Raw genomic sequence first — 15,363 nt, forward strand, 5'->3', positions numbered from 1 at the left:
CCCGCCCCTTGTCGATCGTTTATGGCCGTACGTCTCCGTAGCCCTTGGCAAAAGCCTGCGCGAAGACCTCCACGAAGCCATCGTCCTTCGCCGCGAAGGCGCGTTCGTAGAGCTTCCAGGCCTCGGCATCGCCGCGCGCGTTCGTCAGGATCGCGGCGGGGGAGAACTGGTCGAGCGCATGGTGCAGGCTCGCCTGCATCGCCCCCAGCACCGCGCGCTGGTGCGCGTCGATGCCGCCGCACAGCGCGCTCACTTGCGCGGCTGCCTCGGCCGGGGGGAGCGCGAAGAGGCGCTGCAGCAGTTCCTCGGCGGAGCCGGCATCCTCCAGCCCGGTCGAGGCGCCTGCCCCCAGTTCCTCGCGCGCCTTGCGGCGGTCCTGCGCCAGCCGCACCAGCCCGGCGAGCGCCGCGCGCAGCACCGCTCCGGCAACGCCCGCGACGTGCGCATCCGCCGCGCCGACCTGCGCCCGCGAAAGGCCCGCTCCCTGCAACAGCAGGCTCACCGCATCCTGCGCCGCCGGGTTCAAAGCTGGGGCCGCGCCGTTCCAGCCGCCCGGCACTTGCGTGGCGGCGGCAGGACGTCCCCAACTGTCGCGCCCCGCCGGATTGGCCGCCGGATGGGCCGCCGGAGCCGCCCCCACCGCCTGCCCCTGCTCCAGCGCGACCGCGATCTCGGTCGCGCCGACACGGATCACGTCGCCATGGCGCAGGAATTGCGGCGCGGCGATCTTCTGACCGTTCACGAAAGTCCCGCCGCTGCTGGAATCGACGATGCGCCAGGCCTGCCCCTCGCCGCTGACGGTGCAGTGGCGGCGCGAGACCGCCTGGTCGCCCAGCAGCAGCTGGGCCCCCGCGCCCCGACCGACGACCACTTCCCCGCGATCGAGCCTGAGCGGCGGCGGCAGGTCTCCCGCCTGACCGGAGGCATTGCGCGCGGCAAGAATAACGGACATTTTAACTCCGATTCCGTTTACGGCATTACTATAGAAACAGAAACGCCGCGCAAGTACCGGGGGAGAGCGAACTTGCCACACGGGCCTACCGTCTACGACGAAGTGCAGTATCCTTCCGCGCTTTATCGCACCACGCACCCCGAACATCTCGCCGCGATCGCGCGGCTGCATGGCCTTGGCGCGGCCGACCCGCGCCGCGCGCGCGTGCTGGAGATCGCGGGGGGAGACGGGCTCAACGTGATGGCGATGGCCGCCGCGCTGCCCGACGCGCAGTTCGTCAACATCGACCTCGCGCCCAGCGCCATCGCGCGCGGGCAGCAGTTGGCCGCCGCCTGCGGGCTCGCCAATGCCCGGATCGAGGTGGCCGACGTGATCGCCGCCGCCGAAACCTGCGCCGACGACTGGGGGGGCGCGTTCGACTATGTCATCGCCCATGGCCTCTACGCCTGGGTGCCCCCGGCGGTGCAGCGGGCGACGCTGCGGCTGATCGATCGCGTCCTCGCGCCCGAGGGGGTGGCCTATATCAGCTACAACGCGATGCCCGGCGGCTACTTGCGCATGGCCCTGCGCGACATGCTGCTCTACGAGATGGGCGATACCACGGAAGACGCCGGGAACGATGAGGACCGCGCCCGGCAGGCCATGGCGATCCTCGGCGACTATGGCCGCGATCGCGACAGCGATACGCTGGAACAGGCCGCGCTGCGGCGCATGGCCCGGCGCATGACCGACAAGGATCTGCACTTCCTGTTCCACGACGAACTGGGCGCGGTCTACGACCCCAAGGCGCTGCATCGGATCGTCGCCGAAGCGGGCGCGCACAACCTTGCCTACCTGACCGAAGCGCAGCCGGGCGGGCTGTTCCACGGCATGCCAGGCGAGGCGCTCGACGATGACGCCGTGGTGCGCCGCGCGCAGATCGCCGACTACCGCGACTTGTGCTTCTTCCACCAGTCGCTGTTCGTGCGCCCCGGCCGCGCGCCGCTGCGCGTGCCCGACTGGCGGGTGTTCGAGACGCTGCTCGCCGGGGTGCCCGCCGGCCTCGCGCGGACCGGGCCCCGCGAATTCAAGATGGCGAACAATACTTTCGAGATCGGCGATGCCACGCTGGCGGATTTCATGGAACTGATGATCCGGCGCGCGCCCGCGCGGCTGCCGCTGGCCGCCTTCGCGCAATCCCCGGAACATGGCGAGGCGATCCTGCGGCTGGTCGACCGGGGCATCCTGGAGCTGCATTCGCTGCCCTTCCCCGGCGCGCTCGACGCCGGCGAGCGGCCGCGCGCCAATGCCCTGCTGCGCGCGCTGATCGCGCAGGGCGAAACGCGGCTGTTCACGCTGGACCACCGCGCCATCGCCATCGACGAGGAAGGCCCGCGCCTGTTCCTCTCGCTGCTCGACGGCAGCCGCGACCGCGCCGAACTGACCCGCGAGTGGGAACGCTCGGGCCGGCCGGAGCAGACCGACGTCACCAGCGCGCTGCGCCAGTTCGCGCGCGCGGGCATGCTGTCGGAGTGAGCCCCCGTTCCTCGGGACATTTCCGGATGTCGATGGCAACCGGGCGTCAGCCGCGATCGGGCATGCCGATGCGATGGCGCGCGAATCGCACAGGAACGAGGCAGACTACGGCGCGACGTCGACGCGGGGGCGGCGCGGCAGCAGCCGGCTGCGGGTGCGCCTGGCCGCGCGGTTGGTGACGCGCACCGAGACCTGGAACGTCGTGCTCTGCGATCTGTCGCGCCATGGCGCCCGCGTCGTCACCGGGCGGGCACTGGCGCCGGGGCTGGAAGTCATCCTCGAATGGGGCGGCTTCGATGCTTTCGGCGAAGTGGTCTGGTGCGACGGTGATCGCTGCGGCCTCGCCTTCGTCGAGCCGATCGAGGAAGCCGCGCTGATCGCCACGCGCGGCCTCGACGACAGCGCCCGCCTGCCGCGCGACAGCGACCTGGTGCGCGATCTCGCCCGCCGCTGGGTAGAAGGTTCGGCGCGGCTGTAGATGGCCTGAGGCGTCCGCTCGCGATGACGAGGGCCGCTGGCTTCAGATCGGTGCCGGGGCGGTCAGGGAGATCTCGGCGAAGTAGCGGGCCATCGCCTGCACCGCCTTGTCGCTGAGGTCGATGAAGGCGCGGCGCTTGTCGGTGCCGTCGCTCAGGCGCACGAACAGCCCCGCGTCGACCATCTGGCCGATCCAGCGCAGCGCCGTTGTCGGCGGCACCCCGGCGGCGATGCACAGCGAAGTGACCGAGACGCGCTTGCCCTCCAGCCGCGAGGCGGTGAGATCGAGCAGCATGTCCCAGGCGGGATCGGCGAACAGATCGTTGTCGAGGAAGCGCCCACGCAACTGGCGCTGACGGATGATGCGCCGCACCAGCCGCGCATCGGGCAATTGCGCCGGGGTTGCCGGGCCGCCCGGCAGCAATGGCGGCGGCGCCTTGGCCGGCGGGGCAGGTCGAGGCCCGGCGGCGCCAAGATCGAGCCGGTCGATCCGCCCGGCGATCTGGCCGACCTGCTCGGTCAGCCGCACCAGCATCAGGCGATCGTCGTCGGAGAGTTCGCGTACGCCGCCCGCCCCTCCACCTGCAGGCATCGCCGCCAGCACCCGGCCAAGCGCCAGGACACGCTCGGCCCGGTCGGGATCGACCAGCAGCACCGGCGAGGACTGGTCCATGCAGGCGAAGACATCGTCCAGCGCCTCCACCCCGGTCGAGACGATCAGCCGCATCGTCCCGCTCGCCGCGCGCATGTCCAGCCGGGCGAGCGCCGCCAGCACCCCGGCATCGACCTGAGGGCAATCGACGAGGATCACCTCGGCAAGCCGGGCCTGTGCCAGGTTCTCCCCCAGCGTGACGAGATCGGCCAGCGGCGCCGCCGCGACGAGGCGCATACCGGCAGCCTCGGCATCCTCCCTCAGGCTGGCGCGCAAGTGGGCGCGGTTGGCGTAGATGGACAGGCCGGGGCCCGGTCCGCCGCGCCCCACCGGTGATGTCGCCCCGCCGCCATAGGCAAAATCGGGCCGGAGAAAGTCCGCGTCGCGCATGATCCAAGTCCTTCCCTCTAGCCGGGAACAGAATTGGAACAGACCGCCGCCGCCGGACAGTTAAATTGCTGCAACCCAGCCCGAAAGCTCGCGCCGCACGAGGGTTTCGAGCATCGCCATGCCCGGCGCCCGGTCGTTCAGGCAGGCCAGTACCGCGAGCCTTTCCCCTCCCGCCTCGACGAAGACCTCGCGGCCCCGGATGGCGAGTTCCTCCAGCGTCTCCACGCAGTCGGCGGAGAAGCCCGGAGCGAGCACGGCGATGCGGCGGGTGCCGGCTTTCGCCTCTGCCGCCAGCACCGTCTCGGTCGCGGGTTCGAGCCACTTCGCGCGGCCGAAGCGGGACTGGAAGCTGGTTTCGATGCGCAAGCGGGGGAGGCGCGCGGCCAGCCGCTCGGCCAGCAGGCGCGAGGTTTCGCGGCAATGGTCGTGATAGGGATCGCCGAGCTGGCGCGTGCGCTCGGGCATGCCGTGGTAGGACAGCAGCAGCAGTTCGGGCGTGAAGTCCAGCGCCGCCACTTGCGCGACCACGTCCGCCTCCAGCGCGGCGATGTAGGCAGGGTCGTCGTAATAGGGCGGCAGGGTGCGCAGCGCGGGCTGCCAGCGCATCGCGCCCAGCGCTTCGCCCAGCTTGTCCATCACCGAGGCGGTCGTGGCGGCGCAGTACTGCGGATAGAGCGGGGCGACGAGGACGCGGTCGCACCCGGCGTCCTTCATCGCCTGCAGCCGCACGGGGATCGCCGGATTGCCGTAGCGCATCGCCCAGTCGACCCGGGCCGCATCGCCCAGCGCCGCCTGCAGCGCGCGCGCCTGCGCGGCGGTGATCGCGGCGAGCGGCGAGCCTTCCGGCGTCCAGACCTGGCTATAGGCATGGGCGGACTTGGCCGGACGGGTGCGCAGGATCACACCGTGCAGGATCGGCTTCCAGGCGATCGGCGGGATTTCCACCACGCGGCGATCGGAGAGGAATTCGGCGAGATAACGGCGCACCGCCGCCGGCGTCGGCGCATCGGGAGTGCCGAGGTTGACGAGCAGGACGCCGACCCTGGAGGCTGGAAATCGATCGGGCATCATATGTCCTCGGCAAAGAAGGGCAGGCGGCGCAGGCGCAGGCCCGTCGCCGAAAAGAGCGCGTTGGCAAGCGCGGGGGCGACGGCGGCGACGCCCAGTTCGCCGGGATCGGCTGGCTCCTCGCCGCTCTCGATGAATTCGACGTCGATCGCGGGGCACTCGGCGAGCGTCGGCAGGCCCATCGTGGCGAGGCTTTCGTTGTCGGGGCGCCCCCCGGCATAGCGCACCGAGCAGCCGAGCGCGAGGCCGAGGCCGAACACCAGCCCGCCCTCGACCTGCTGGCGGGCGATATCGAGATTGACGATGCGGCCCACGTCGGCAACCGCGCTCAGGCGATCGACGCGCACGCCATCGGCCTCGCGCCGGGCGCCGGCGATCACGGCGATGCGGCCCCTGCGACCTTCCGGCCCGATGACATGGCAGGCAAGCCCCTGCCCGCTGGCGTCGCTACCGCCGCCCCATTGCGCCAGCGCCGCGACGCGCTGCAGGCAGGCGGCGAGGCGCGGATCCTGGCCGAGCATCGCCATGCGGTAGGACAAGGGCTCGCGCCCCGCCTTGTGCGCCAGTTCGTCGACGAAGCTCTCGTTGAAGAAGGCGGTCCAGCCGTGGGCGTTGCCGCGCATGCGTGCGGTCGGCAGGCCGATCCGCACCGGAACATGGTCGATCGCGAGGTTCGGGATCGCGTAAGGCGGCACCGCGCCTTCGAGCGCCATCGGATCGGCATCGCCCGCCACTGCTTCGAGCGCCGCGAACGGGGTGTCGCCGCCGAGCACGCGGCGGCCGAATTCGCGCGCGGTGGCGGGGACGGCGATGCGCGCGCGCCAGCCGGCGATGTTGCCCTCGGCATCGGGCCGCGCCGCCATGACCGCCAGCACCGGCGCGCGCGGCAGGCCGGCGCGGAATTCCTCGCGCCGGGACCAGGCGAGCTGGACCGGCTTGCCGACCTCGCGCGCGATCAGCGCCGCCTCCACCGCATGGCCGAATTCGAGGCGGCGGTCGAAGCTGCCGCCGATGCCCAGCGGATAGAGCACGACATCGCGCAAGTTCATCCCCAGCGCGCGGGCAACGGCCTCGCGCGTGGCCTGCGGCGCCTGCGTGCCCACCCAGAGTTCGAGCCTGCCATCATGCAGCCAGGCGGTGGCGGCGGCGGTCTCCACCGTGACGTGGAGCGCGGGGGCGACCTCGTAGCCGATCTGGACCGGCAGGCGGTTCTTCACTTGCGAAGCGTCGCCCGCTGCATGGATGCGGTGGGCCCGCGCGCCGTGCAGCGCCTCGTCCATGGCCATGTCCACGGCGTCGGATTCGGCCCCGGCGGCGGCGCGGAAGCCCGGTTCCATGCGGGTGAGCGCCTGCTCGGCGGTCCAGCCGTCGGTGGCGACGGCGGCGATCCAGGCGGTGCCGTCCTCGCCCGCGCCTGCGGGACTGCGCACGGTGCGCAGGAAGCCCAGCATGTCCCTGGCCGCGCCTTCGTCGAGATCGGACTGGAACGCCTTGCGCGCCAGCGGGCCGTGGCGGATCGCCGCGAAGACCATGTCGGGCAGGCGCACGTCGCCCGCGAAAGTCCACGATCCGTCCACCTTGGAGGGCAGGTCGAGGCGCGGGTAGCGCAAGGCCGCGCCGGGCGGGAATTCGCCGGGCCGCTCGGCCATCGGCTCGGCCCGAAGCGGCGGCGTCGAGGGCGGGGAATAGCGCGCCGCTTCCTCGGCCAGCGGGCCGAAGGGGAGCCGCTTGCCCTCATGGACGATGAAGCCGTCCTTCGCCTCGCATTCCTCCCAGGCCACGCCCCAGCGCGCGGCGGCGGCCTGCGTCAGCATCGCGCGGGCAGAGGCGGCGGCGGCGCGGGCGGCGGCCTCGTAGGCGGCGAGTTCGGTGCCGTCGGCGGTGACGGTGAAACTGCGCCCCTCGGCCCAGCGGCGGGTGAGCAGGTCGCCGGGTTCGTCCGCCAGAGAGGGCAGCAGCGGCATCCAGGTCGGCAGCCACAGCGGCGCCCACTTCGCCGCCAGCGCGAGGTTCGCGTAAGCCGGGCTGACCGGGGCAGGCTCCACCGCCACCTGCCGCCAGTCGGCGCCGAGTTCGTGCGCGACGATCTGCGGGATCAGGGTGGTGACGCCCTGTCCCATCTCGACTTGCGGGACCGAGACGGTGACGACCCCGCCCTGCCCGATGCGGATCCAGGCGTCGTAGGCGAACTCACCCTCGCGCGGCTCCAGCGGCTGCGGATAGCTGCGCGGGCGCAGCATGTAGCCGAGCGCCAGCCCGCCGCCCGCCAGTACACCGACCAGCACGCTGCGACGGGTGACCGCCATCAGGCCCGGCTATCCGCTGGCGTCGCATGGAGCCGGGCATCCAGCCAGGCGGCGACTTGCGCGGCGAGCGCCGTGAACGCCTCCGCCTGCGGGCCGGTGCCGGCGGCGGTCGGGGTGCCGGCATCGCCTTCGCGCCGGATCGCGATGTCGAGCGGAATGCGGCCGAGGAACGGCACGCCCATCTCCTGCGCCGAGGCCTCGGCGCCGCCGCAACCGAACGGATCGCTGACTTCGCCGCAGTGGGGGCAGGCATAGCCCGCCATGTTCTCGACCACGCCGACGATCGGCACGCCGCCCTTGGTGAACAGCTCCACCGCGCGCGTCGCGTCGATCAGCGCGAGATCCTGCGGGGTCGAGACGATCACCGCGCCCGCCGGCTTGCAGCGCTGCAGCATCGTCAGCTGGACGTCGCCGGTGCCGGGCGGCAGGTCCACCACCAGCACTTCGGCGCCGTCCCAGTGGCCCTCGACCAGTTGCAGCAGCGCGCCCGAGATCTTGGGCCCGCGCCAGGCGATCGCCTGTCCGGAGGCGGAGAGGTGCGCCATCGACAGCGCGGGCACGCCCCAGCGGCTCTCGACCGGCACCAGCCGCCCCTCGTGCGCCGTGGCGCGCTGGCCCTCGGTGCCGAGCAGCCGGGCCTGCGAGGGGCCGTAGATGTCCGCATCGACGAGGCCGACGCGCCGCCCCATCCGCGCCAGCGCCACCGCCAGATTGGCCGAAAGGGTGGACTTGCCGACCCCGCCCTTGCCCGATCCCACCGCGAGGATGAGCGGGCCCTTCGGAGCCGCGGGCCTGGCCGGGACGTCCGCCTTGTCGGCCATCATCGCCACCCGCACGTCGCCGACCCTGCCGGCAAGCGCCTCGCGCACCTCGGCTTCCAGCGCGGCGCGCGCGGCAGCGTCGAGGCCGGTGGCGTCGAGCACCAGCGTCGCACGGTCCTCGGCCGCGCGCAGCGACTGCAGCCGTTTGACCGCCTCGGACCCCAGGAGTGCCTTCAGGTCGTCGCCTTCGGTTCCCGCTCCACTGCTGCCCGCGCTGCTCACACTTGTCTCCAGTCGATTGCCGGCTCGTTTCCGGCCCACGCATCATGCCCGTCTGTCACCCGGCGTTCGCCGCTCAGGTGGCGTACGCGGGGAAAAAGGGCAAGAGAGGCACTGTTATTTGGCCGAGGGGTACTTATAGATAGCCCCATGAAAGCTATCGGTGGCGCAGACACGCCCGGCCCAACGTCGCATCCGTTGCCGGGGGAGGAACCAGGAATTTCCGCTATGGCGGGGCCCAATAGCCCTTGGGGCAATGGCGGCGGAAACGACGGCGGCAGCAATGGCGGCGGCGACAGCTCCGGCGAGCCCGGAGCCGAAGGCGCCGAGCCTTCGCCCGACCGGGCCCCCGACCGGAAGGGCCCGCGCAACCCCTGGCTGCCCAGCGGAGAGGGCGCGCCGCCGCGCCGCTCGGCCAGCATCGAGGACATCTTCCGTGGCCGCGGCGAGCAGCGCCGCACCGGCGGCGGCGGTCCGCGCGGCCCCGGCGGCTTCCCCAACTTCCCGCAGCGCCCGGACGGCAAGTCGTGGCTGCCGCTCGGCATCGGCGTGGCCGTGCTGGTGGTGCTCGGCTTTTCCAGCGTGCACATGCTCGGCCCCAAGGAACAGGGCGTCGTCACCACGCTCGGCCAGTATTCGCGCACCGTCGATTCGGGCGTGAACCTCACCCTGCCCTGGCCGATCGAGCAGATCGACGTGGTCGACGTCAGCTCGTTCACGGTGGACATGATCCCCGACAACGAGAACGAGAAGCTGATGCTGACCAGCGACAAGAGCCTGGTCGATCTCAGCTACCTGGTCCGCTGGAACATCAAGGATCTGAAGAACTACACCTTCCGCCTCGCCGATCCCAAGGAGACCGTGCGCGAAGTGGCCGAGGCGGCGATGCGCGCCTCGATCGCGCAAGTCTCGCTCGGCCAGGCGCTGTCCGGCGCGGGCCGCGCCCAGGTCGAGCAGGACGTGCGCGAGCGCATGCAGCGCATCCTCGACTTCTACCAGTCGGGCGTCGCGGTGCAGGGCGTCGAGATCAAGAAGGCCGATCCGCCGGCCAAGACCAAGGGCGCGTTCGACAACGTCAACGTCGCCCAGCAGGAAGCCGAGCGCGACCGTTCCGAGGCGCGCGCCTGGGCGCAGCAGGTGATCGCCCGCGCGCAGGGCGACGCCAGTTCGTTCGACAAGGTCTACGCCGAATACAAGCTTGCCCCGGAAGTGACCAAGCGCCGCATGTACTACGAGACGATGGAACGCGTGCTGCGCGATAACGACACAGTGGTCGGCGAAAAGGGCGTCAACACCGTCCTGCCGCTGCCCGAGATGCAGCGCCGCGCCGCGCCCTCCCCCGACGCATCGGTCAGCGCGCCGACCAGCACGGGAGGCCAGTGATGAGCAGCCCGATGAACCTGTGGCAGGACTACAAGGCCGCCTGGATCGCGGCCGGCGTCGTCGTCGCCGGCCTGATGATGAGCACGATCGTGGTGCCCGAGGACGAGCAGGCGGTGGTCGTCCAGACCGGCCGTCCGGTGCGCGTCTACAACCCCTTCGTGGCCAACGCCGCCTATGGCCAGACCGGCGCCGGCGTCCATTTCCGCATCCCGCTGGTCGAGCAGGTGATCCGCATCGACAAGCGCCTGCTCTCGGTGGACATGCAGCAGCAGCAGGTGCTTTCCACCGACCAGCAGCGGCTGAACGTGGATGCCTATGCGCGCTACCGCATCGTCGATCCGGTGCGGATGGTCCGCTCCGCCGGCACCAGCGAGCGGGTGACCCAGCAGCTTGAGCCGATCCTCTCCTCGGTCGTGCGCCAGGAACTGGGCAAGCGCACCTTCCAGTCGCTGCTGACGGCGGAACGCGGCGCGGCGATGGAGAACATCCGCAAGCTGCTCGATGCCGAGGCGCACGAATACGGCGCCCAGGTGGTGGACGTGCGCATCAAGCGCGCCGACCTGCCCGAGGGTGCGCTGGCCGCCGCCTTCGTGCGGATGGAGGCGGGCCGCCAGGAAGAGGCGAAGACGATCGCCGCGCAAGGACAGCGCGACGCGCAGATCATCCGCGCCGAGGCCGAGGCCCAGGCCGCCGGCATCTACGCCGCAAGCTTCGGCAAGGACGCGCAGTTCTACGACTTCTACCGCGCGATGCAGAGCTACGCGGTGTCGTTCGGCAAGGGCCAGCCCGGCAACCCGAGCGGCGCCAAGACGATCCTGCTCTCGCCGGACAACGCCTATCTGAATCATTTCCGGGAGCCGTGAGCGGTTTCGGTCGTTGCCCCTCCCAGGTTGACGGCCAAAATTGCGTAGAAGTGGCGGATTTCCGCATCATTCAAATCCGGTTAAGCTCCTGGAGCGTGAAAACGACCCGGGGTTATTGTCGGATCCGGCGCCAGTCGCCGAAACGGAGGAATCAAAGGACGTGAAGCCAGTGCGATATGCTTATGGACTGACCACTGCACTCCTTCTGGGAGGCATGACCGCATCACTCGTCACCGGCTACCCCGCAGGCGCGCAGGTGGCCCAGAACGAGGCCAGCGAAATCTCCAGGGTGGTGCCGCGTGCCGGCGCGCCCTCGGGCTTCGCCGACCTGACGGCGCAGCTCCAGCCCGCCGTCGTCAACATCTCGACCCGCCAGAAGGTGCAGGTCGCCGGCAGCGGCGGCAATCCCTTCGCCGGCACCCCGTTCGAGGGGCTGTTCGGCGGACAGGGCGGTGGCGGCGCCGCGCCGCAAACGCGTGAGGCGCAGTCGCTCGGCTCGGGCTTCATCGTCTCGGCCGACGGCTACGTGGTGACCAACAATCACGTCATCACCGCCGAGGGCAAGGGACAGGTCGAATCGATCACCGTCACTATGCCCGACGGGACCGAGTATCCCGCCAAGCTGATCGGCAAGGACGCCGCATCGGATCTCGCGGTGCTCAAGATCGATGCCGGCAAGGCGCTGCCCTTCGTCAAGTTCGGCGACAGCCGCAAGGCGCGGGTCGGCGACTGGATCATCGCCATCGGCAACCCGTTCGGCCTGGGCGGAACGGTGACGGCGGGGATCGTCTCGGCGGTCTACCGCAGCACCGGCACCAGCGGCGCCTACGACCGCTACCTGCAGACCGACGCGGCGATCAACCGGGGCAACTCGGGCGGCCCGATGTTCGACATGAACGGGCAGGTGATCGGCATCAACAACGCGATCTTCTCGCCCACCGGCGGCAGCGTCGGTATCGGCTTCGCCATTCCGGCCGAAACCGCCGCCCCGCTCGTCCAGAAGCTCATCAAGGGCGAGACGATCGAGCGCGGCTACCTGGGCGTGCGCATCCAGCAGATCAACGAGGATCTCGCCGATTCGCTGGGGATCGAGCACAACAAGGGCGAGTTCATCCAGCTCGTCGAGCCTGACGGTCCGGCCGCCAAGGCGGGCCTGCAGGCGGGCGACGTGGTGGTCAAGGTCGACAACAAGGAAGTCACCAAGGACCAGACGCTCTCCTACATCGTCGCCAACACCGCGCCCGGCGCCCGCATCCCGGTCGAAGTCATCCGCGGCGGCAAGCGCCAGACCCTCACCGCCATGGTCGCCAAGCGCCCGAGCGAGGACGAGCTGTCGCAGTCGTTCGATCCCAGCCAGGACCAGGACGACGACGCCTTCAACAACCCGGCACCGCAGCAGCAGAAGGGCGTGATCGAGAACGCCCTGGGCCTGACCGTGACCCCGCTGACCTCGACCATCGCCCGCCAGCTCGGCGCGGCGGACGGGACCAAGGGCGTGGTCATCGTCGCCGTCGATCCCAGCTCGGATGCCGGCCAGAAGGGCTTCCAGCGCGGCTTCATCATCCTGCAGGCGGGTAACCGCCCGGTGCTCACCGCGGCCGACCTGACCGCCGCGATCAACGCCGCCAAGGCGGAAGGTCGCACCGCCCTGCTCCTGCGCGTCCAACCGCGCGGCCAGCAGGCGACGTTCGTGCCGGTGCGCCTGCGCTGATACGGACCCAGACTGAAAACGAAACGCCCGCCGGAGCGATCCGGCGGGCGTTTCGTATGGGGCGGGGGCGACGGGGCGTTGACATTTATAACCAAATAGGATATATGCCCCAGCATCCGGAGTGACGAGGTACACGTCGCTTCGGTGTATCGGGTCGGCGTCGTGGGCCGGGATGCGGTTTTAGCCGCGATCGCGCAAACCACGCGTCCGTTCGAAGACCCGAAGTGCCCCCGAGCTACTGGAAAGCGTCGTCCATACGTTCCTGCGACACACGGCAGGACATTGGAAGGCCCCGCCGGATAGCCATCGGCTGATAACGCTGCGAGCCCTAACAGACGGCCACATGGGACACTTCGATGGAATGCAGGTCGAGCCGGGCTGACCACCGCTACCCGGCCGCTCGCCAGAGCAGGTGGAAAACAAACCCCCGCGTCCCAGCTTGGACGCTCCCGGCGCCGACCCGATGTTCTCGGATGCGTTGATCCTCCCCCGGCGTTAGGCCCGCACTCGCCAGCGGGCATTGCCATATGCGCAGTTCAGTTCCTCCCCGGAACGGGGAGGGGGACCACCCGCAGGGTGGTGGAGGGGCACCCTCGGCGATGCGCACGCCCCCCTCTGCGCGCCCACGGAAAAAGCGCTGTCCTTCCAGCATCCGCGATCTGCCGCGTGCCCCTCCACCATGCTGCGCATGGTCCCCCTCCCCCGCAGGGGGAGGAATTTATGGCTGCGGTGTGGGGGGAACGCGGGTCGGCACGACGCGGGGGACGTTCGTGCCCTGGCCCGGACGCAGGCCCGGATCCTCGGGGCGCCCGGAGGCCCGCCCGGTCGCGCGGTCGAGGAAATCGTTGCCGGCGGCCGGCGGCGCGCCCGGCGCCGCGCCCTGCGGGCCGTAGTCGGGCGGGACCATGCCGCCCGCCCCCGGCTGCGCGCCCTGCTGCGGACCCTGGCCCGGCACACCGGCGCCATAAGGCGGCTGGTCGGGCGTGCTGCCGTCAGGCCGCACGAGGTTGCCGTTCTCGTCGGTGTAGTAATAGTCCTCGGGGTTACCCTGCATCTGCTCGTCGTCCGGCTCCAGCTGCCATTCGGGCAGCTTGAGCTGGGTATCGAACTGCTCGACCGGGCGCTTGGCGACGGCGACCTTCATGTAGTCCGAGAACGCCCGCGCCGGCGCATGGCCGCCGGACAGGCCCGCGACTCGCTTGGCATCGTCGCGGCCCATCCACACGCCGGTGGTGACCCCGCTGGAAAAGCCGAGGAACCAGCCGTCCTTGTTCGAACTGGTGGTGCCGGTCTTGCCCGCCACCGGACGGCCGATCTGTGCGGCGCGGCCCGTGCCGATCGCCACCGCCGTCTGCAGCAGGTCGGTGATCCCCGCCGCCACGTAATGCGGCACCAGCACCTGGCCCTGCACCGACTTGTGCTGGTAGAGCAGCTCGCCCGAAGTCGTGGTGACCTTGGTGATGCCGTAAGGCTCCACCGAAGTGCCGCCGGCCGAGACCGCCGCGAAGGCGCGCGTCATGTCGATCACCCGCACTTCGGACGTGCCCAGCACCATCGCCGGCTTGGTGTTGATCTCGCTCGTGATGCCGAAGCGCTTGGCCATGCTGGCGACGGTGCCGAAGCCGACCTCGTTGCCCAGCTGCGCGGCGATGGTGTTCTTGGAGTAGGCGAAGGCGGTGCGCACGTCGATCTGGCCGGCGAAGTTGCGGCCGTCGTTCTGCGGGCTCCAGCCCTGGATCGTCACCGGCTCGTCCACGACGCGGTCGTCGGGGGTGTAGCCCGCCTCCAGCGCCGAGAGGTAGACGAACAGCTTCCACGCCGAACCCGGCTGGCGCAGCGCCGAAGTGGCGCGGTTGTAGTTCGAGTTCACGTAGTCGGTGCCGCCGACCATCGCCAGCACCGCGCCGTCGCGATCGAGGCTGACGAGCGCGCCTTGCGCGCCTGCCGGCACGTTCCTGTCGATCGCCTTCGTCGCCGCGTCCTGCATGCCGACGTCGAGCGTGGTCCAGACCTCGATCGGCTCGTTGTTCTCGGGCAGCAGCATGTCGAGCTGCGGCAGAGCCCAGTCGGTGAAGTAGCGGACCGAGTTCTGGCCCTTTTCCTTGGCCACCGCGACTTGCGAGAAGTCCACGCTGTCCGCCTCGGCCTGCGAGATCACGCCTTCACGCGCCATCAGCCCGAGCACGACCTTGCCGCGGCCCTTGGCGGCCTCGACGTCGGCGGTGGGCGAATAGTTCGACGGCGCCTTCACCAGCCCGGCGATGATCGCCGATTCGGCGGTCGACAGTTCCGTGGCGGGGTGGCCGAAGAACTTGCGGCTGGCCGCGTCGATGCCATAGGCGCCGCCGCCGAAGTAGACCTTGTTGAGGTAGAGTTCGAGGATCTGGTCCTTGCTGAACTTGCGCTCCAGCGCCAGCGCCAGCACCATCTCGCGCGCCTTGCGGGTCCACGAGCGGGTGTTGGTGAGGAAGATGTTGCGCGCCAGCTGCTGGGTCAGCGTCGAGGTCGCCTTGGCGCGGCTGTCAGTGGTGACCGACATGTAGACCGCGCGGCCGAGGCCGAGCACGTCGATGCCGGGATGCTCGCGGAAGCGGCGATCCTCGACCGAGACGATGGCATCGCGCATGATCGCGGGAATCTGGTCATAGGGCAGCCACTTGCCGTAGCTTGGGCCCAGCGAGACGAGTTCGCGCCCGTCGCGCGCGCGCACGACGATCATCTGGCCGTTCTGGCTGCTCTTGAGCGCGGAATAGTCGGGCAGTTCGCGCATCGTGAAGAACACGGCGGTACCCAGGAAGATCACGCCCAGCAGCGCCAGCGCGCCGCTCCAGATCAGCAGCCCGCGCATGATGCGGCGCCAGAGGGGTTTCCTGTCAGCCGATGCGCCGCGGGGCGAGCGGCCGCCCCCGGAGCTTTGCCGGGAGCCTTGGGGGCCGGAATTCTTGGCCATGGGTAGGATGCAAACCCCAGTAAGGACGAAAGTGTCGGGTCGCTCCTACACCTTGC

The 15,363-nt window shown here is 70.4% G+C and carries 11 protein-coding genes; 5 read left to right on the forward strand and 6 right to left on the reverse strand.

The features are described from left to right. Positions 1 to 19: 19 nt before the first annotated feature. On the reverse strand, positions 20 to 952 hold the full coding sequence (locus V2S85_RS12435) for a type VI secretion system-associated FHA domain protein (RefSeq protein ID WP_330703179.1): 933 nt from the start codon (positions 950 to 952) through the stop codon (positions 20 to 22). 72 nt (positions 953 to 1,024) lie between these two features. Between V2S85_RS12435 and V2S85_RS12440 the strand changes: the two genes are divergently transcribed. Next, a complete protein-coding gene (locus V2S85_RS12440) occupies positions 1,025 to 2,467 on the forward strand; it encodes a class I SAM-dependent methyltransferase (RefSeq protein WP_330703180.1) in 1,443 nt (480 codons plus the stop codon). Positions 2,468 to 2,540: 73 nt separating this feature from the next. After that, on the forward strand, positions 2,541 to 2,945 hold the full coding sequence (locus tag V2S85_RS12445) for a PilZ domain-containing protein (RefSeq protein WP_330703181.1): 405 nt from the start codon (positions 2,541 to 2,543) through the stop codon (positions 2,943 to 2,945). Positions 2,946 to 2,987: 42 nt separating this feature from the next. On the opposite strand, the gene V2S85_RS12450 is transcribed toward V2S85_RS12445, so the two are convergent. Genes V2S85_RS12450 through V2S85_RS12465 form a run of 4 tightly spaced genes read right to left on the reverse strand, consistent with a single transcriptional unit; the run spans position 2,988 to position 8,403 of the window. Continuing rightward, entirely contained in the window at positions 2,988 to 3,986 is a 999-nt protein-coding gene (locus tag V2S85_RS12450; RefSeq protein ID WP_330703182.1) for a MarR family transcriptional regulator, read from the reverse strand. Positions 3,987 to 4,046: 60 nt separating this feature from the next. Then, a complete protein-coding gene (gene hemH / locus V2S85_RS12455) occupies positions 4,047 to 5,054 on the reverse strand; it encodes a ferrochelatase (RefSeq protein WP_330703183.1) in 1,008 nt (335 codons plus the stop codon). Continuing rightward, on the reverse strand, positions 5,054 to 7,360 hold the full coding sequence (locus tag V2S85_RS12460) for a xanthine dehydrogenase family protein molybdopterin-binding subunit (RefSeq protein ID WP_330703184.1): 2,307 nt from the start codon (positions 7,358 to 7,360) through the stop codon (positions 5,054 to 5,056). The genes hemH and V2S85_RS12460 overlap by 1 nt, the downstream gene beginning before the upstream one ends. Beyond that, positions 7,360 to 8,403, reverse strand: coding sequence for an Mrp/NBP35 family ATP-binding protein (locus V2S85_RS12465; RefSeq protein ID WP_330703185.1), 1,044 nt, complete (start codon positions 8,401 to 8,403; stop codon positions 7,360 to 7,362). The genes V2S85_RS12460 and V2S85_RS12465 overlap by 1 nt, the downstream gene beginning before the upstream one ends. Positions 8,404 to 8,628: 225 nt before the next feature. On the opposite strand from V2S85_RS12465, the gene V2S85_RS12470 reads away from it, so the two are divergent. The 3 genes from V2S85_RS12470 to V2S85_RS12480 all read left to right on the forward strand — a co-directional run bounded on the left by V2S85_RS12470 (position 8,629) and on the right by V2S85_RS12480 (position 12,357). Beyond that, on the forward strand, positions 8,629 to 9,783 hold the full coding sequence (locus tag V2S85_RS12470) for a protease modulator HflK (protein WP_330703186.1): 1,155 nt from the start codon (positions 8,629 to 8,631) through the stop codon (positions 9,781 to 9,783). Further along, the gene (locus tag V2S85_RS12475; protein ID WP_330703187.1) at positions 9,783 to 10,646 is read left to right on the forward strand and encodes a protease modulator HflC; all 864 of its coding nucleotides are present in this window, start codon (positions 9,783 to 9,785) and stop codon (positions 10,644 to 10,646) included. The genes V2S85_RS12470 and V2S85_RS12475 overlap by 1 nt, the downstream gene beginning before the upstream one ends. Before the next feature lie 214 nt (positions 10,647 to 10,860). Then, entirely contained in the window at positions 10,861 to 12,357 is a 1,497-nt protein-coding gene (locus tag V2S85_RS12480) for a Do family serine endopeptidase (RefSeq protein WP_330703188.1), read from the forward strand. Between the two features lie 718 nt (positions 12,358 to 13,075). On the opposite strand, the gene V2S85_RS12485 is transcribed toward V2S85_RS12480, so the two are convergent. Continuing rightward, positions 13,076 to 15,307, reverse strand: coding sequence for a PBP1A family penicillin-binding protein (locus V2S85_RS12485; RefSeq protein WP_330703189.1), 2,232 nt, complete (start codon positions 15,305 to 15,307; stop codon positions 13,076 to 13,078). Positions 15,308 to 15,363: the final 56 nt, after the last annotated feature.

Source organism: Novosphingobium resinovorum (assembly GCF_036352595.1).
GTDB classification, from domain to species: Bacteria; Pseudomonadota; Alphaproteobacteria; order Sphingomonadales; family Sphingomonadaceae; genus Novosphingobium; species Novosphingobium resinovorum_B.